The sequence below is a fragment of the Saltatorellus ferox genome (assembly GCA_007751475.1).
GTDB lineage: Bacteria > Planctomycetota > UBA1135 > UBA1135.
The window spans coordinates 2,876,911-2,895,184 of record CP036434.1 but is presented as its reverse complement, the minus strand read 5'-3'; the positions used below and the strand labels follow the sequence as shown (position 1 = coordinate 2,895,184).

The following is an 18,274-nucleotide window of genomic DNA, read 5'->3' as shown; positions in this document are numbered from 1 at the left end:
AGATCAGGAGCGTCCCTTCCCGCCGCGCTCTTCGATGGTCTCTGCCATGGAAGCGCCCGTGGTAGCGTCGTCGTTCGCTCCGTCGCCGGTCGAGTTCCCATCGAACGAGTCTCCTTCGTCGGATTCCTCATCGTCCGAACTGCTGGGCCTACGCTTCGTCTTTCCGATCCCGTACTTGTCCAGCTTGCGCTGAAGCGCGAAACGGCTGATCCCGAGCGTCTCGGCGGCGCGACTCTTGTTGCCGCCGGCCTGGGCCAGCGAGGCCTCGATCGAACGCTTCTCGAGGTCCGCCACGGCCTCGCGAATATCGCCGGACTCGATGACCTGGGCGGCCGAGTGCCCTTGCCCGTCCTTTCCGCGGCCCATGCGAACCGACTCGGAGAGATGCTCGAGGCGCACCTCTTCCTCCGCGAGCACCAGCAGCCGTCGCATCTCGTTCTCCAGCTCGCGGACGTTGCCGGGCCAGTCGTGGCTGCACAGCGCCACCATCACCTCGTGGGGCAGAACCGGAGCGGACCTTCCGGCCTCGCGCGCCGCCAGCATCAGGAGATGTTCGGCGAGCAACGGGATATCGTCGCGACGCTCGCGGAGCGCGGGAAGATCGACCGACAGGACCGCCATTCGATAGTAGAGGTCTTCCCGGAACTTGCCGTCGCGCACCATTTCCTCCAGGTTGCAGTGCGACGCGGCGAGGATCCGGACATTGACCTTGACCATCCGATCGGAACCGAGCACCCGGAACTCGCCCTCCTGAAGGACGCGCAGGAGCTTCTTCTGCATCTCGGGGCTCATGTCCCCGATCTCGTCGAGGAAGAGCGTGCCTCCGTCGGCCTGCTCCAAGAGGCCCTTCTTGTTCTTGTACGCGCCCGTGAACGCGCCGCGAACGTGGCCGAAGAGCTCGGACTCGAGCAGCGTATCGGGGAGGGCCGCGCAGTTCTCGCTGACGAAAGGCTTGTCCTTGCGCGCGCCGTTGCGGTGGATGGCCTTGGTGATGAGTTCCTTCCCGGTACCGCTTTCCCCGTGGATGAGGACGGGCAGGTCGGACTCGACGATCTTGTCGAGCGAGCGGAACACGTTCCGCATGGCGTCAGAAGCGCCGATCATCGAGCTGTAGTCATAGCGGCTCCGCTCGGACTCCAGCTCGCGCCGGACCACCGCCAGCTCGTTGCCCTGATCGCGCACCTTACGCCCGAGCTGCTCGTTGAGGCGTTCGATCTGCTGCCTCGAGGCGTCGAGGCGCCCATTGCGCTCGCGGAGGCTGGCGACGAGGCGCGCGTTCTTGAGAGCGATCGAGGCCTGACCGCTGAACAGCTCCATCAGCTCGAGATCGTCGGCGCTGAATGCACCGTACTGCAGCCGGTTGTCCACGTAGAGGACGCCAATCACCTCGCCGTCCACGAAGATCGGAAGCGACATGACCGAGCGCAGACGCAGCTCCTCGACGCTCGCCATTCCTTCGAATCGATCGTCGTCCTTGGCGTCCACCGAGAGAACCGGCTTCTTCTCGCGGGCAGCTCGCCCGGCGATGCCCATGGAGAGCCGCGACCGTGGCACCACGATATCGCTGTGGTCGAAGCTTCGCGCGACGCTGACGGTCATCTTCTCGACGTTCGGGTCCTGCTTGGGCCGCGCCTTGATGCGGTCCGACGAGGCCTGCTCGTCCTCGAGGAGGATGAATCCGCGCTCGCCCCCCACGAGCGCGACGGCCGAGTCGACGATGAGCCTCAGGAGCCGAACCAGCTCGGTTTCACTCGTGAGCTGGCGCGTGATCTTGGCGAAGACGCGCAGGTTCTCGCGCTCCCGACGGGCCTCCCCCGTCATGGTCGCCATACCGCTATCGGGGGCAGCGCCGAACGAGGCCGCGTTGGGCTCTTCGACCACGAGATCGACGCCGCCGATCGTGATGCGATCTCCCACGTCGATCAGGCGCCGATCCACGCGTTCGCCGTTGACGAGCGTGCCGTTTGCGGAGCCAAGATCGATGATCCAGGCGTCGCCGTCGTCGATCTCCAGGCGGGTGTGGTGGCGCGAGACCCGGGAACTTTGGAGCCGGATATCGTTGTCGAGCGAGCGCCCGATCGTGATGACGGACTGAATGAGTTCCAGATCGGCGCGGACGCCGTCTTCGATCACGGTTAGCTTCATGGGCAGGATCCACCCTGGGGGTCGGCGGATCAGCGGGCGGGGAGTCCGTTGCAAGCGTGCCTGTCGGGTCAGGCCAATTGAGCGCTAGCGCACAGGGAAGCCGAAGACGATGACAGACCGTTCGCATTTCGCACACTTTACGCCCATTTTTTCCACAAACACTTCCCAGAAAGGCACTTGAGACGGCGCTCGCCCGTCGCCCAGCAGCACCACCATGTCCCATAACAGTCCAGATGAGAGCCCTGAGGGGGAACCTGGGGGAGAACTCGAGGGGAAAACGGAGCGGTGGTACGAAGCCGGCCTCCCCTTCTCTTGCACGGCGTGCGGCAACTGCTGCAAGAGCAACGGCGAGTATTCCCACGTCTACCTCAGGGAGGAGGAGGTCGCCGCCATCGCAGACCACCTGGACGTGGACCCCGTCCTCTTCCTGAGGGAGCAGCTCGTCGTGGAGGATGGCTGGATCTCGCTCCAGCCGGACCTGCCGGAGTGCCAGTTCCTCACCGCGGACCGAAAGTGCGGGATCTACCCGGTCCGGCCCGTGCAGTGCCGAACCTGGCCCTTCTGGGAGATCAACCTCGTGGAGACAACCTGGCGCAAGGAGGTCAACGGCATCTGCCCGGGCTCCCGTGATGGAAAGGTCAGCGACCTACATCCTCCGGACCGTATCCAGCAGATCGCGAAGGCGACGGAGGACTGGTACGAGGACCGTCTCGAGCAATGGCCTGGCACCTCGCACGAATTGTAGCCACCGATCTCCCCTCAGACCTTGGCGCAGGTCGGCACAGCCCCGTGCGTTCGCCAGGACGCCCGGGCCCGGCTCGGTCCCGCAGGGGCTGAGTGGCCCGCGCGAGGCTCGCCCTCGCGGCCCGTGCGGCGAGCACGCCCGTCCGGCGAGGACGCCCGTCCGGCGAGGACGCCCGTCCGGCGAGGACGCCTGCGCGGCGAGCGCCACGCGATGCAATCGCTATTTCGCCGTCAGGCGAAATGCCAGAGATACTGCGCGCTGTCACAACGATCGGACGGCCCGGCATTTCGCTGTCACAAGGGTCGCGCGGCCCGGCTCCACTTGCCTTGGCAGCAGACCCGACCACTGACCGCCGACCGCCGCAGGTCTCCCGACACAGGCCTCCCGAGACAGACTGCCTGCCGTTCGCGCGAAGCGTCGAACGCGTGGGCTGGGGTCTCCCGCTGGCGGCTTGTGGCCTGCCCGCTGGAGGGCTCGCCCGACAGGGCGAGCTGGGCGGGTCTGAGGTCTGAGGTCTGAGACCCGACACCTGCGACGGATGAGTCCGACATCTGCCCAGCTCGCCCATGCGGGCGAGCGCTCCAGCGGGAAGCCCACCAGCCGCTACCGGGAAGCCTCAGCCCACGCGTTCGACGCTTCGCGCGAACGGCAGGTAGTCGATATCGGGAAGTCGGCAGCGGGCGAGTCTGCTGGGGCATCCGCTAACGGGCAGCCCTCAACCCTCCAGCGGGAGACCTCAGCCCACGCGTTCGGCGCTTCGCGCGAACGGCAGGCAGTCGATATCGGGAAGTCAGCAGCGGGAGGGTCGGCGGCGGACAGGTCTGCTGCCAATGCAAGTGGAGCCGGGCCGTCCTATCGCTGTGACAGCGCGCAGTATCTCTGGCATTTCGCCTGACGGCGAAATAGCGGTTACACCGCGTGGCGCTCGCCGCGCAGGCGTCCTCGCCGGACAGGCGTCCTCGCCGCGCAGGCGTCCTCGCCGGACGGGCGCCCTCGCCGGGCAGGCGTGCTCGCCGCACGGGCCGCGAGGGCGAGCCTCGCGCGGGCAGCTCTGCCCCCTGCGGGGGCCAAGCCAGGCCCGGGCGTCCTTCGGACGCGTGAGACGGCAGGGCTACCCGTTCCTAATAGAACCGATGGACCACGACCTGCTCCTGAAAAGAGCCAGGCCGACGCCGACAGCTCATGACCGGAACCGTCCCCTGGGAAGTGATAAGAAAGCCGTAGTCCTCGTCACCTGACCCCGGCAAGAAACCACCGTGGGGCCCCAACGGCTGCCAGCCCGCTGCGCCTTCGAACCGCCAGGTCTTCATGCGGATCTCACCGAAGGCGTCATGGGCACGGCACGCGATGTAGATCCGACCGAGCGCATCGATCGTGAAAGGAACCGACTCCCGGTAGCCGCCATCCGGCGAAAAGCCGTAGTACCCGATCTGGAGGCTCAGGTCGTGGACAGCGATGTCGTCACCAATCTGCTCCCAGTCATACGTCCCGGGAATCCACCGGAGGACGCGCAGCGAGACCGGATCTTCGCCGCGGTACGCGACCACCGGCACACCGGACGCATCGAGCTCCAAGCTCAGGTTGATGCCCTCCGCGAGACGGTCGAGGCCCGGCGACCCGATCAACTTCCACCGCTGCTGAACCTCGGAATAGCGCGCAACATAAAGACGATTGCGCGTGTTGCCGAAAGCCTTCTCGCTCCACGCCGCATAGATCGTTCCATCCGCCGCTCGCTCGACCTGGGTATGCCAGGTCACGCTGTTCAGTCCCGGCGGCATGAAGTCGTCGCTGAATCCCGGATGACCCAGCGCCACCGACTGCCCCGTCTGTGGATTGACCCTGAGGACCGTGATCCCTCCCTGCGTAAGGCTTGCCCCGTTGCCGCCAGGACCATCCTGATAGGAGATGATCAGCCGGTTCTGCGAGTCGATCTCCAAGTCCGGCGTGTGCGACTGGCCTGAGCTGAGCGCGGCACCGAAAGGGAGTATCCAGCCTGGATTCGACTGCGACGTCAGATCGAGCCTTCGAACGCCGAGTCGCCCGTCGAGCCCGTAGTCGTAGTTGACGCGAAAGATCTCCCCGCTGTGATCGAGGGCCATCTTGGGCCACCAGTCTCGTCCAGCAGAAGCATTGCCGGGGAGACCGACGGATTCCCAGCGCCCGCTCTGATCGTTGTAGAGGCTCGTCGATCCTCGCCCGCTGAGCGCTTCGTCCTGGAACGCGCAGAGGAGCACGCCGCCAGGGCCCTCGCACAGGCTTGGATTCATCGAAGGCCCCGAATGAACGGCATGGCCCACGGGGTGCCAGGAGGGCACATGGGCCGGTGGGCCCACATGACCGGCGGCGCCTCTGCCGGTCGCGCTGGACAGCTGCCCGACCGTTCTGCCAGCGGCGCGCCGCGGCGGCTGACCGGCCGTGACCCCCACGCACCAGCTGGCAAGAAAAGCGAACGCGAGAACACGGCGCGGCAGGCGCGAGGCGGCAGAGAATGGTCCCATCGAATTTCAACGGTTGGCAGTGCGAGAGGCGAGCACCACCGAGGGGACGATTCGGCTGGCTCAGGCCGGGACAAGGATGGCCTGGAACGCCGAAGCCGTCAACTCCCACTACTGGGGTGAATCAGCTTCGCAAAGACCGTAGGGCGCCCTTCCGTGACCTCCACACCCAGGGGCACCTCCCCCGTTTCGCGAATATGGCTCAGCAAAAGCTTCCTGTCCGGCTTCGCCGTCAGGAACGCCGAAGGCACGTCGCCTTCCACAAGGATCCGAAGGCCCGGACGCGCGGCGGTCACGCGGATCTCCACGCTTCCCAGCATCCTCTTCGAACCCTCACCCACGGCCGCCGCGAGCCGCGCCGCCACGGTTTCGATCTCCCCTTCGACATAGCGCTTTTCTTCGCGCAGTTCGACGAGCCGCTCCGCGAGTGCCTCGAGGTCCGCTTCCGAGCCGCCCCCTACCGAACCATCCGGGCCCATCACCGCCCCTCGTACCTGGGCTTGCGCTTCTCCGCGAACGCGGCCAGCGCTTCCAGACGATCCTGGGTCGGCAACACGCGCTCGTAGCACTTCGCCTCGATCTCCAGTCCCTCCTGGATCGGCGCCTCGGTTCCGAGGTCGATCGCCGCTTTGGCTGCGCGGACCGCGACCGGACCGTTGGAAGCGATGGTCTCAGCCAGCTCGGTCGCGGCTGCGCGCAACTCCGCGCGGGGCGCCACTCGATTCAAGAGCCCGATCCGCTCGGCCTCGGCTGCATCCAGCTTGCGACCGGTCAGAATCAGGTCCTTGGCGCGGCTGGAGCCGATCAGGCGCGGAAGGCGCTGGGTGCCGCCAGCCCCCGGAATGATCGCGAGCGTGGTCTCGGTCAGACCGAACGTCGCTTCGCTGGCCGCGATCCGCAGGTCGCAGGCGAGCATCAGCTCGGTGCCCCCGCCGAAGGCGAACCCCTGGACGACGGCCACGGTCGGCTGGGGCATGTTCGCGACGTCGTCCATGACGCCGCGGATGTTCCTGACGAAGTCGGGCACGCGCTCGGCGGGCATCGTCTTGCGCTCCTTCAGGTCGGCTCCGGCGCAGAAAGCGCGCTCGCCCGCGCCGGTGATCAGGATGCAGCGGATCGAAAGGTCCCCGCGAAGCTCCTCGAGGAGCGTCCTGAAACGCCGTAGCGTTGGAAAGGAGAGGCAGTTCATGACCTCGGGACGGTCGATCGTCAGCCAAACGAGGTCGCCCTCGCGGCTCATGGTGACCAGCTCGGGCTGATCGGGCACGTCGCTCGGGAACTGTTCGAGAACGGTGGGTTCGGGTGTCATGGGCACAAGAGTAACGGCTCCTCCTTATGCTGGCTCCCCTACCTCCACGGACTCTATCGCCCCCGCGTCAAACGACATGCTCGACCACAAGATCCTCCTGACCGCCCTCCTCGCGTCCAGCGCCACGCTCCTCGCCGTCACGGGGCAAGAGGACAAGCTTGGCTTCCAGGACACCCCGACCCTTCCGGGAACCGAATGGCACGTCCATGACGGCCTGCGCCCCCAGCCCCCCGTCGTGACGCCTGGCGCCAGCGCGGGCGAGGCGCCGAGCGACGCCACGATCCTCTTCGACGGATCCAGCCTGGATGCCTGGGAGGGCGGTCCCTGGGAGCTGAAGGACGGCGTCATGACCGTCAACGGCACCGGCCAGATCCAGACGAAGGACTCCTTCGGCGACTGCCAGCTCCACGTGGAATGGCGCTCGCCCCTGCCGAAGGAAGGCGAGAACCTCCGGGGTCAAGGGCGCCACAACTCGGGCGTTTTCCTCTTCGGCCGCTACGAGATCCAGGTTCTCGACTGCTTCGAGAACCGGACTTACCCTGACGGGATGACCGGCGCCGTCTACGGCCAGGAGCCGCCGATGGCCAACGCGTGCCTGCCCGCCGGAGAGTGGCAGAGCTACGACATCCTCTTCCAGGCGCCCCGCTTCTCGGAAGACGGCGCCCTGGAGTCGCCCGCCCAGGTCACGGTCCTCCTGAACGGAGTCGCCCTTCATCACGCCCGCACGCTGCTCGGGGCCACCGTCTACCGGAACGTCGCCAGCTACGCGGAACACGGTGAAAAGGGGCCGATTGCGCTCCAGGATCACGGAAATCCGGTCTCCTTTCGCAACATCTGGGTCCGCGATCTGAAGCGCGCCCGATGACGCGATGAGGGATCGCCGACGAATTCCGGGGAAGGGGGTTCCACCGCGCCCTCCGGATGGATCGAATGCTCTCGTCCCGAAACTCCTCTCACTTCTCCACTAGCCCCAAGACCAGGCCTGACTCGTTCCGATCGCGGAACTCCCTCGGCCTGCCCGCTTCATGGCCACTGGCTCCGCTGTCGCGTCCCACGACCCCAAGAACGACGAGTTCAACCCGTTCCTGTCCATGCAGGACGGTTTCGATACCGCCGCCGACTTCCTCGGCCTCGAAGGAGGCGTCCGCGACGTGCTCTCGATGCCGGACCGTGAACTCACCGTCAACGTGCCGGTCCTCATGGACGACGGGACGGTGCGAGTCTTCACGGGCTACCGAGTCCAGCACAACACGCTGCGCGGTCCTAGCAAGGGCGGTATCCGCTTCAGCCCGGACGTCAACCTCGACGAGGTTCGCGCGCTCTCCGCGTGGATGACGTGGAAGTGTTCGGTCGTGAACGTGCCCTTCGGTGGCGGCAAGGGCGGCGTGATCTGCGATCCGCGCACCATGTCGAACGGTGAACTCGAGCGCCTCACGCGCCGGTACACCGCGGCCATCCTCGACATCATCGGTCCCGATCGTGACGTGCCCGCTCCGGACATGAACACGAACGACCAGACGATGGCGTGGATCATGGACACCTACTCCATGCACCAGCGGAAGACGACGACGGCCGTGGTCACGGGCAAGCCGCTCAGCATCGGCGGATCGCGCGGACGCCGCGAGGCGACCGGGCGCGGCGTGATGATCAGCGCGAACGAGGCGCTTAAGATGATCGGCAAGCGCCCCGAGGACACGCGCGTGGTCGTGCAGGGATCGGGCAACGTGGGTGGACTGGGCGCCATGCTGCTGCACCGCGAGGGCTACAAGATCACGTCGATCAGCGACATGTACGGGTACCTCGTCAACGACCGCGGGCTCGACATGCCGGCGGTGCTCGCGCACCTCAACGCCAACCGCACGCTGGAGGGCTACAAGGAGGCCGAGTACGCGACGGACGGCAAGGCCCAGCTGGAGCTCGACTGCGATGCGCTCGTCCCCGCCGCGACCGAGAACCAGATCACGTCGGAGAACGCCGACCGCATCAAGGCGAAGCTGATCGTCGAGGGCGCTAACGGCCCCACCACGGCGATCGCCTCCCAGATGCTGGCCGCGCGCGGCGTCACGATCGTCCCCGACATCCTCGCGAACGCGGGCGGCGTCACCGTCTCGTACTTCGAGTGGGTCCAGGACCGCATGGGCTACTTCTGGACCGAAGAGATCGTGAACAGTCGCCTCGAGCAGATCATGGTCACGTCCTTCGCGGAGGTCCGCGAGACGGCCGAGAAGTACAAGGTCGACCTGCGCACGGGCGCCTACATCCTCTCCATCGGCCGCGTCGCTTCCGTGTACCGGATGCGTGGTCTTTTCTCCTGAGCCTGGCTCGTTTCTTCGAGAGGAGTAGCCACTGATGTCGACAGGCAAAGAGAAGGACCCGGGTGGTCTCCACCACATGGGTCTCCACCAGACGGGCCTGCGGAGCACGCCCGTTCTGGACGAGGAGACGCCGTTCAAGACGATGATGGCGAGCTTCGACGAAGCCGCTCGTCGCATCGGCCTCGACGACCAGCAGTACAAGCTGCTGCGCAAATCGGACCGTGAGATCGCGGTGACCGTTCCCGTCATGATGGACGACGGCTCGCTGCGACTCCTGGACGGCTACCGCATCCAGCACAACGCGGGGCTTGGTCCCTTCCTCGGCCCGCTTCGGATCGACGGAACGCTCAAGATCGACGAACTCCGCGCGCTCGCCGCCTGGATGACGTGGAAGTGCGCGCTGCTCGGGATTCCGTTCGGCGGCGCGGCCGGCGGCGTGGTCGTCGATCGGCAGACGCTCTCGGCGAGCGAGCTGGAGCGCGTCGTGCGCCGCTGGACCGCCAGCATGCTCGGGGACATCGGCCCCGATCGCGACGTGCTCGCGCCGGAGTTCGCCGACGACGCGGACCTGATGGCCTGGGCCCTCGACACGATGGCAGGCCACACGGACGGCGCCGCAAACTCCGCCGTGACGGGCAAGCCGCGCGAGATGGGCGGCAGCGCCTGCCACGAGGACGCGGTGGCGAACGGCCTCCGCGTGATTCTCCGGGTCGCGGCCTCCCACTTCGGGCTCGGCCCCAAGGGCGGCCTCTCGGTCGTGATCCAGGGCGCCGGCGTGGTCGGCGGTAACCTCGCGCGCATTCTTCACGCCGAAGGGCACCGGGTGGTCGGTCTATCCGACGTGCACACGGCGCTCTACAACCCCAAGGGTCTCGACATTCCGATGCTGCTGAAGTGGCGGGACGAGAACGGCCGCCTGCCGAATCAGGAGACCGGCGGAACGACCGTGGTACCCGAGGGTGACTTCCTGAAGCTTCCCTGCGACGTGCTCGCGCCCTGCGCGATCCCGATGGCGATTCACTCGCGCAACGCCGAGGACATCCAGGCCCGAATGATCGTCGAGGGTGCCCACGGCCCGGTCAGCCCACGCGCCGACGCAATCCTCGATCGCCGGGGCATACCGGTCGTGCCGGACATCCTCGCGAACGGCGGCGGCGTGGTCGTCTCCTACTTCGAGTGGATCCAGAACCGGACGGGCTACGCATGGATCGAGGATGTGGTCGCCGGCAGGCTCCGTCGCTACATGCGAGAAGCCTGGGACGCCACCCGCGCGGTCCAGCTGGAGTACGACTGCTCGCTGCGCTCCGCCACGCACATCCTGGCCGTGCGCCGGGTGGCGGAAGCGGAGTCGTCACGGGGCGTCTACGCGTGAGGATGGCGGTACCGGCAGGACTCTGACCTGGTACCGCCCCCATGAGCGGCTCCCCATGGGCTGGCCCCTTCGGCCCGGCTCGATCGGGCTCCCTCGATCAACGGGCGATCAGAACCGTACCGAGAGCGACGCGGTGAAGTTCGATGTGGGGCCGGTCGGGCCCTGGTCCCGGTGCCAGCACTGGAAGTACCACGTATCGCCGGGCTGCACGGCGACAGGCCCCAGGGGCTGCGGTAGAGCGCTCAGGTTGGCCGTCACCGAGAACGCGCCGGCGGCGCTCGCCGCGCGCGCGTTCGCCCCGACGTAGCGACCGATGGATCCCGCGAGGCACAGGTTGCCGGAGCTACCGCCCGGGAAGGCGGAGAATCCCGGCGTGCGCGAGGTCAGCACATAGCCGAGCGAACCCGCCGGAAGTCCGGTGGCCGTCAGACCGAGCGTGTTCCCTGCGGCGCTGAATGCGCCGGGCAGAAGGTGCCCTGCCGTCCCGCCGGAATTCGCGACCGGCGTGCATTCGATACTCGTCGTCGGGGCGCCCGGCGCCCTGGGAGCGCGGATCGGCAGCTGGACCGACGGCGGGCCGCCCTGGGAGCGGAAGAGCACGAGCGTGCCCTGGGCGTCCACCGGCGGCGAGGATGATTCGAAGAAGAACGAGTAGGTCGTCCCCCAGAGGATCGCGTTGGCGTTCGGGTCGATTTGGAACTGGGGCGCCGACCACACGACTCGGTCCCCCACCTGGCTGGCTCCCCAGGGCGCGTTGGAGCGGGGGTCACCGGAGTGCGCCCGCGGGAACGCCATGTCGAAGGCCCCGGGCTGCGTGCCTGCGGGAACGGCGAGGGCTGCCCCGCCGCGGCTGCTGTTCACGTTGAAGATCGCGTAGGAATAGCGGTAGCGCCCACCGCCGAGAGCGCGGGCGTGGCTAGCCACCCAGAAGGCGCCCTCGCCCGGGATACGTACCTCCTCGAGGCGCACCGTGGGATCGCTCTGGGCCCAGGCGGCGAGGGCGGGCACGCCGCGCTCCGTCACGGAGGTCGGCGCGAGGACGTACGCGCCTTGCACGGTGGCGCCGGTGCGTTGATAGGGACGGTAGGAAGCGTTGTCGAAGCCGTGACCGTTCAGCGCGTCGTCCGGCGCCGCGTAGATGGCCTCGCCGAAGTACAGCGCGTTCGGGTGCAGCGCCGGATCCATGGCGTCGGTCGGCACCTGAAGGCGCCGATCGAGGATGCCGGACGGCGCAGGCACGCCCGTGGCAGCGCCCGGCGGCCAGCTGGAGACGCCGGTGAACGGGTCGACCTCACCGCGCGGCGCCAGCGTCTGCTGGGAACCGTTCAGCGAAGCTCCGTAGGGGTCCGAGCACCCGACACCCAGGGCCGAGATGGAGGCCGACGGGATGCAAGTGCAGCAGAGGTCGCGCTGGAGAGCGGCGAAGCCGTGCTTCACCCAGGCCGCGCCGAGCTGCTCGAAGCGACCGTTCTCGAGGCGGTAGAGGTTCTGGCCCACCACGGGGTGATCTCCGTGGCCGCTCACCCAGAGGATCTCCTCGTCGCCGACGTTGCAGGCCGTGATCGCGAGGGAGTAGGAGGAGACGCCGCCGACGTCGCCGTAGGCGACCGCTTCATCGAGATCCCCCGCCACGACGTTGGCGCCGACCGAAGGATCGACGCAGCCGCCTAGCGTGCCACCAGCCTGGATCGTGAGGAATCCGGTGCCGCCCGAGCCAGCGGACACCCAGGTTCCCAGCCGGATCAGGTAGTCCTGGCCCGCCGTCGCGCCGAAGGCCGCGCTGGACTGGAGTCCGCACTGGTCGTCGCCGCAGGCGAGCGGCATCCCGTTCGGGCAGCCGTTGTCGACGTAGACGGCCAGCGCGCTGTCCACCGTCGTGCCCCCGCAGGTGGAAAGCGTGAAGGTCGCGGACGCGGGAGCGGTCCAGCGGAACCAGACGTCGCGCCCCATGTTGCAGCCGTTGTCCACGCCGTCGACGGTCGCGACCGAGTTATCGAAGAAGTACTGGCCGGTCCCGGTGATGCCCTGGGCGCTGGCGCAGGAGTCGCTCCCCTGGGCCAGCGCGGACGTGGACGCGAGAAGCGCCCCGGCCGCAACGAGCCCGAGACTGAGCCAGATTCGTGAGGAGCGAGCGGGTGACATCGTGTGGGGTGACATCGTGTGAGGTGACATCGCGTGGGAAGTGTACGCGGCGTTGGACAGGTCGGCAGCGGGCCGGGCTACTTCAAGGCTACTTCCCGGACGACTTCCCGGGGGCCCCAGGCAGCGCCTTCAGCTCCGCCGTGGCTCCGGCCTGACTCAGAACGGCGCGGGCTACCCCGAGGAGCGCGGGATCCCCCTCGGCGAGGCGCGCCAGGTCCACGGCCTCCTGGATGGCAGCGTCCCGCTGACCCGATACGAGAAGAACCTGGGCCAGGTGAGCCCGAAGCTCCACCGGCGAATTCTCCAGCGCGATCCCTTCCCGAAGGACGGCCTCCGCCGCCCCCGCATTCTGGGACTGCATCAAGAGACGAAACAGCAGATTGCGCGCATCCACGAGCCCTGGATCCAGGCGCAGGGCCTCTCTGAGGTCAGCGACCCCACCCTCCACATCCGAGGTACTGCCGCGGATGAACCCCCGCTGGACCAGAACGTGAACCGCCTCCGGCTCCACCTCGAGGGCGGCATCCGCCACCTTCCTCGCTTCCTCGATCCTGTCCTGCTGAACCAGCAGTCCCATCAGTCCATTGGTGGCGGGAAGATAGCCGGGTTCCGCCTCCAGGGCTGATCGATAGGCCGCCTCAGCGCCATTCAGCTCGCCGGTCTTGCCGTATTGGGCCGCGCGAAGCATCAGCAGGCCGACGCCCGCTCCGGGGAAGCCCAGGGCTTCTCGAAGGTAGCCATCGAAGGCCTCTTCGTCGCCGGTGAGGAGTTCGCCCCAGATGAGGTGCTCCGTGTTCTCCATCGATCGGACGCCGCTCCGCTCACGCACGGTCCGCGCGTTGTCGAGCAGCGCCTCCGCCGCCGCGCCTTCCTCGCTCGAGAGCTCCGCCCGTCCCGGCTCGAACCAGCGCGCCCGCGCATCCGCCAGAACGCTCCAGGCAGCGGACGCGCGGCGATGGCTGACCTCCGGCACGATGCCGTAGGGCACCGCACAGGCGGCGATTCCGAGGGTCGCGAGCCCGACGAGCACGCCCATCGGCCTGGCCTTGCCAGCCTTCTTGAGCACGATGCCTGGCACCTGAACGTCGCTGCGCCGCACCATCCGCACCAGCAGGATCACGAGGTACGCGAAGCACGCTGCGATCCCGACCGAGAGCAGGAAGCCTCGCTCCTGGTAGTAACCGCGCACGGCGAAGTAGCCGAAGAACGCGGCCGCGGTCCCGGCGATTTCCTCGACGAGCGGCATCGGCGGGCGCGCGGGACGCTTCTCCTGGCGAGGTTTCGCCAGCAGCGCGGGCTTCCCCATCCCGAAGTAGAGCGCGTTCTCGGGACACACCGACACGCAGTCCATGCACTTCATGCAGCCGGGATCCACGACCATGCCGTAGTCGTGCACCTCCCGCGACACGTCGACGTTCGACGTGCAGGTGAGGGTGCAGTGCCCACATCCCTTGCAGGCGTCCGTCACGCGAATCCGGCCGGGCGCCACGCGGTCCATGACACCAAAGACCGCGCCGTAGGGGCACGCGTACGTGCAGAAGCCCTTGGCGCCGAGGAAATACACCGCGACGAAGCCCGCGATGAAGAAGGTGAGGATGGCGGGCCCCCAGGTCGGGAATGTATCCCAAAAGCCGCTCTTCTCCAGCTCGACGGAGCGAACGGCGAGCGGGTCCTCGATGTAGATCCGGTAGACGAGCGGCCAGAGAAACATGTAGAACGCCGCGAGCATCGGCAGCAGCGCCATCCAGCGCGACCGCAGCGGGCGCGGCCGGATGCCGAACTTGATCAAGAGCGCGCGCGACAGGTCCTGGAGCGCGACCACGTGGCAGGCCCAGCCGCAGAACCAGCGGCCCAGGATCAGCGTCGAGACGATCGTGAGGGCAAAGAAGATCAGCCCCGCGTTCACGACGGAGTACTTCGCGAAGTCCATCGCCTCCGACGGCTCCAGCGGAGACACCGTGCGGCCCGTGGACATCCAGTGGGCGATGTGGATCGCCGCCAGCACGTGGAGCCCGATCAGAACCGCCGCGCGCCAGCGAGTGGCCTTGGACTTTCTCGGGGCCCCCGGGGCGCTGCAGTCTCCCTTACCAGCCTCGTTCTTCTTCACACCCATCAGTAGTGCGGCGGGCGGTCGTCTTCCAGCGTCCGTGTCTCGCCGTCCTTGGCGTCGCCTGCGGCGCGGGCCGTACGCCTAAGCTCCCGCACCTCACGCTGGAGGCCGTCCAGCTCCAGCTGCTGCTCGGCGACGACTCGATTCAGCTTCTCGAGCGCGTCCTCCTGGAAAGCGAGGCGCTCCTCGAGATCGATATGATGGGGTGATTTGTTCAAAGCAGTGGACCGTTGCCGAGCGCGTGGGCCGCGCCCAGAGTAGACGCCGCCCCCGCCGTTCGGGTTCCGAAATGCCGCGTCAGTTGGAGGGTTCCGCGACCGGGACACGCGGGCCGAAGGCGTCCCGCGCAAAGCGTAGGGCGGTCACGACGAGGATGACACCCAGCGTGCGCTGACCGTAGGCAGAGACGCCCGGCAGATGGGCGAACTGAACGCCCAGAGCCGCGCCCATGAGGCCGCCGAGGGCGAACCAGAGGGCGATTCGCGGGTCGATGCTGCGCTCCTTTGCGTAGAGATGAATGGAACGGAGCGACGTGACGCAGGCGACGGCCAGGGAGGCCGCGCGCGCCCCGTTCCCGCCGATGGCAGGCATCGAGAGCAGAAGTCCTGGCACGACGATCAGGCCGCCACCGATGCCGAGCAGCGGCGAGAGCGTCCCGGCCATGACGCCGATGAGCGCCACGCCTGACGCACGAAGGAAGCTATAGCCGGAGTGGAACTCCCCGGGCTCCGCCTGGACCGACATCGCCAGAAGCATGCGCAGGCCGATCCCCAGGAGCACGAAGCAGAAGATCCCCTTGAGGAGCCGCTCGTCGATCCGCCTGGAGAGCAGGAAACCGAACTGCGCGCCGAAGAGCGCGCCGCCCACGAGCGGCGCGACGATATCCCACATGAGCGCGCTCTCCGAGTGCAGGAACTCGGTGGTCGTCGAAGCGATCGCGGTCGCGGCCACAAGACAGAGTGCCGTCGCCACGGACTGACGAAGCGGGAGCTTGAAGCCGTAGTGCAGGAGCGGGACCGCAAAGAGACCGCCGCCGATGCCGCATACCGCGCCGACGAAGGCGATCGTCAGGGCGAGACCGGTGAGAAGAAGGGCTCGGCCGATTACGCTTGGCCCTCCGGCGAGGCCCCGGCCTGACCCGCTTGACTGGCTCGGCTCAAGATGCCGGTGGTGGAGCGCCCGTCGAGGAGGGGCGCGAGAACCACCTGGCCTCCGTGGGCTTCGACCCAGTCGGCCCCCACGACGAGCTTGTTCGCGTAGTCCTCTCCCTTGACGAGCACGTCCGGCGAGACTTGCTCGACGAGCTTCTTGGGCGTGTCTTCTTCGAAGGACACCACGGCGTCGACGAACTCCAGCGCGGCGAGAACCTCCATCCGATCCTCGAGGCCATTCACGGGACGCGAAGGTCCCTTGAGCCGCGTCACGCTGGCATCGTCGTTGATGCCCACGATCAGCGCGTCCCCCTTGGAACGCGAGAAGCGCAGGTACCGGACGTGCCCTGCGTGGAGAACGTCGAAGCAACCGTTCGTGAACACCACGCGCTTGCCGTCGGCGCGCCAGGCGTCGATCACCGAGCCGACGTTGGCCCGGGCCACGACCTTGCCCTCGTGGGGCAGGTGCTGGCTGAGCCTGTCCGTCAGCTCCGCCCGCGTGACCGAGTGCGTCCCGAGCTTGGCGACGACGATGCCAGCTGCGTGGTTCGCCAGGGCCACGGCGGCCGGGAGGTCGACCCTGCATCCGAGATGGAACGCCAGGTGCGCGACCACGGTGTCACCCGCGCCGGTCACGTCGAAGACCGCCCGCGCCTGCGTGGGAACGCGCCCCTCCAGGCGGCCGTCCTTCGTGCGATAGTAGATGCCGTCGGCACCGAGCGTGATGAGCGTCTCGTCGAGATTGGCCACGCGGATGAGCTCGTCCGCCGCCTCCGCCAGCCTGGAGAGCGGCTCGATCTTGTAGCCCAGCGCCTCCTCCGCCTCCTTGCGGTTCGGCGTGATGAGCGTCGCACCGGAGTAGCGCGAATAGTCCGTCCCCTTCGGATCGACCAGCACGGGAATGCTTCGCTGGCGACACGCGCGGATGGCGGCGGCCAGGACCTCGGGGGGCAGCATGCCCTTCCCATAGTCCGAAAGGACGACGGCATCCGCTCCTTCGATCGCGGCTTCGAGGCCGCCGAGGACGCTCCGAAGCGCCGCTCCATCGAGCGGCCTCGGGTCCTCCCAGTCGACGCGGATCATCTGGTGGACGCCGCTGAGCATCCGCGTCTTCTCGATCGTCGGGCGAGTCGGGTCGATGACGACGCCCTTGTGGCCGATCTGGACCTTGTCGAAGAGCTCCCGCATCGCTCGGCCATGGCCGTCGTCGCCGACGATCCCGACGATCTCGACCACGGCGTCCATCGCGCGCAGGTTCGCCGCCACGTTCCCCGCGCCGCCCAGTCGAAGTTCGGACGACTTCGCGGCCAGCACCGGGATCGGCGCCTCCGGCGAGATTCGGCGCACGTCGCCGGACACATATCGGTCGATGATCAGGTCGCCGATGATGACGACCCGCGGTGTACGGGCGACTTCGAGGAGGGCCAGAAGCGATTGAGTATCAGGCATGGATCAGGCGCTGACGCGGCCCCCCGGAAGCTTCGAGAGAACGGCCATACGGAGGAGCGGAAGGAGGAGTTCGTGCTGGCCGACGAGCGTGATGCCGGTGCCGGGCGGACGACGAACGACGTTGGTCTCGGCGCGGTACTGACGGATCATGTCGAGGTTGCCCGTCGTGATGTTCCCGAGGTCGTACCCGAGGTTGATCGCGACGCTGACCGCCTTCAGGAAGATCTCGGGCAAGATCACGGCGCAGCCGACGTTCAGCCAGACTCCGCCGGGTCCGCTCGCGTCCTCTCCCTTCGCGAATCCCAGCTGGGATACCGTGCGGCACACGTGCTGGAAGTCGGCCAGCGCCGCCGCGCCGAGGTCGGCCCCGTTGCAGGCGGGGTGCATGTGCACGATGTCCGCGCCGATCGACACGTGGCAGGTGACGCCGACGCCGAGCCTCACCGCGTTCGCTGGCACCGAGAGGTGCACGTTCTTCGGAGCCAGTCCCAGAAGATTGCGGCCGAGACCGCGGCCGAAGCCCGCTTCCTCGCCGTCATCAGGATGCGCTCCGCGGCGAGCTCCCTCGGCGATCCCGCGCCCCGTCTCGTCGGCGAAGCCGAAGAGCCCCGCAGGAAGCTGCGTGTCCACGCGCTCCGAGGTGTGGCCAGCCGTCGCGATCTCGAAGTCGTGGATGGCACCCGCGGAGTTGAGCGCCACGTGGGTGATGACGCCACGCTCCATCAGGTCGATCAGGAGCGGCGCGAGGCCGACCTTCAGCACGTGCGCCCCCATCGCGAAGGCCACCGGCTTGCCCGCGAGGCGTGCGGCGACGATGCGGTTCACGAGGTCCTTGAAATGGGTGCCCGCGTAGATGTCGGGCAGCGCGTCGACGAACCCCTCGAAGCCTGGCACGGGATCAGGCACCGAGCAGAAGTCCCGCGTCGTGACGAGGCTCTCGCGCGTATCCAGCGGATAGAGCGAAACGCTCCGCATCTCGGGGAACGGATGAAGGTCAGGGCCGTGGCTGGTCAAATCGGAAGCGGGGGATAGAGACATGGC

Annotated in this window: 14 protein-coding genes; 4 read left to right on the top strand and 10 right to left on the bottom strand. The window is 67.7% G+C overall.

From position 1 onward, the window contains the following. Positions 1 to 3: 3 nt before the first annotated feature. Complete coding sequence (locus Poly30_RS10330) at positions 4 to 2,145, bottom strand: sigma 54-interacting transcriptional regulator (protein ID WP_145196933.1); 2,142 nt, start codon at positions 2,143 to 2,145, stop codon at positions 4 to 6. Positions 2,146 to 2,359: 214 nt separating this feature from the next. On the opposite strand from Poly30_RS10330, the gene Poly30_RS10325 reads away from it, so the two are divergent. Further along, entirely contained in the window at positions 2,360 to 2,890 is a 531-nt protein-coding gene (locus Poly30_RS10325) for a YkgJ family cysteine cluster protein (RefSeq protein WP_145196930.1), read from the top strand. Between the two features lie 1,121 nt (positions 2,891 to 4,011). On the opposite strand, the gene Poly30_RS10320 is transcribed toward Poly30_RS10325, so the two are convergent. The 3 genes from Poly30_RS10320 to Poly30_RS10310 form a co-directional block, all read right to left on the bottom strand. Continuing rightward, positions 4,012 to 5,157 carry a hypothetical protein gene (locus Poly30_RS10320; RefSeq protein ID WP_145196929.1) on the bottom strand — a complete coding sequence of 382 codons (1,146 nt, stop codon included), beginning with the start codon at positions 5,155 to 5,157 and terminating at the stop codon, positions 4,012 to 4,014. A gap of 329 nt (positions 5,158 to 5,486) precedes the next feature. Continuing rightward, a complete protein-coding gene (locus tag Poly30_RS10315; RefSeq protein ID WP_145196927.1) occupies positions 5,487 to 5,864 on the bottom strand; it encodes a hypothetical protein in 378 nt (125 codons plus the stop codon). Beyond that, positions 5,864 to 6,694 (bottom strand): enoyl-CoA hydratase-related protein, encoded by an 831-nt coding sequence (locus Poly30_RS10310; RefSeq protein WP_145196925.1) that lies wholly within the window; start codon positions 6,692 to 6,694, stop codon positions 5,864 to 5,866. Before Poly30_RS10310 ends, Poly30_RS10315 begins: the two co-directional genes overlap by 1 nt. 76 nt (positions 6,695 to 6,770) lie before the next feature. Here Poly30_RS10310 and Poly30_RS10305 point away from each other — a divergent pair, with 76 nt between their 5' ends. The 3 genes from Poly30_RS10305 to Poly30_RS10295 all read left to right on the top strand — a co-directional run bounded on the left by Poly30_RS10305 (position 6,771) and on the right by Poly30_RS10295 (position 10,381). Next, entirely contained in the window at positions 6,771 to 7,559 is a 789-nt protein-coding gene (locus Poly30_RS10305) for a 3-keto-disaccharide hydrolase (RefSeq protein WP_145196923.1), read from the top strand. Between the two features lie 160 nt (positions 7,560 to 7,719). Then, the gene (locus Poly30_RS10300; protein WP_145196921.1) at positions 7,720 to 9,009 is read left to right on the top strand and encodes a Glu/Leu/Phe/Val family dehydrogenase; all 1,290 of its coding nucleotides are present in this window, start codon (positions 7,720 to 7,722) and stop codon (positions 9,007 to 9,009) included. A gap of 34 nt (positions 9,010 to 9,043) precedes the next feature. Then, entirely contained in the window at positions 9,044 to 10,381 is a 1,338-nt protein-coding gene (locus Poly30_RS10295; RefSeq protein WP_145196919.1) for a Glu/Leu/Phe/Val family dehydrogenase, read from the top strand. A gap of 108 nt (positions 10,382 to 10,489) precedes the next feature. Here Poly30_RS10295 and Poly30_RS10290 read toward each other — a convergent pair whose 3' ends face one another. The 6 genes from Poly30_RS10290 to Poly30_RS10260 form a co-directional block, all read right to left on the bottom strand. Further along, the gene (locus Poly30_RS10290) at positions 10,490 to 12,553 is read right to left on the bottom strand and encodes a hypothetical protein (RefSeq protein ID WP_145196917.1); all 2,064 of its coding nucleotides are present in this window, start codon (positions 12,551 to 12,553) and stop codon (positions 10,490 to 10,492) included. A 58-nt stretch (positions 12,554 to 12,611) separates the two neighbouring features. Then, a complete protein-coding gene (locus tag Poly30_RS10285; protein ID WP_419191220.1) occupies positions 12,612 to 14,630 on the bottom strand; it encodes a 4Fe-4S binding protein in 2,019 nt (672 codons plus the stop codon). 5 nt (positions 14,631 to 14,635) lie between these two features. Beyond that, positions 14,636 to 14,851, bottom strand: a complete 216-nt coding sequence (locus Poly30_RS28340) for a SlyX family protein (protein ID WP_419191219.1) — start codon at positions 14,849 to 14,851, stop codon at positions 14,636 to 14,638. Positions 14,852 to 14,930: 79 nt separating this feature from the next. Further along, a complete protein-coding gene (locus tag Poly30_RS28335) occupies positions 14,931 to 15,704 on the bottom strand; it encodes a sulfite exporter TauE/SafE family protein (RefSeq protein WP_419191367.1) in 774 nt (257 codons plus the stop codon). Positions 15,705 to 15,736: 32 nt separating this feature from the next. Further along, positions 15,737 to 17,233, bottom strand: coding sequence for a D-glycero-beta-D-manno-heptose-7-phosphate kinase (gene rfaE1 / locus Poly30_RS10265; RefSeq protein WP_145196908.1), 1,497 nt, complete (start codon positions 17,231 to 17,233; stop codon positions 15,737 to 15,739). Between the two features lie 3 nt (positions 17,234 to 17,236). After that, a complete protein-coding gene (locus Poly30_RS10260; RefSeq protein WP_145196906.1) occupies positions 17,237 to 18,271 on the bottom strand; it encodes a GSU2086 family protein in 1,035 nt (344 codons plus the stop codon). Positions 18,272 to 18,274: the final 3 nt, after the last annotated feature.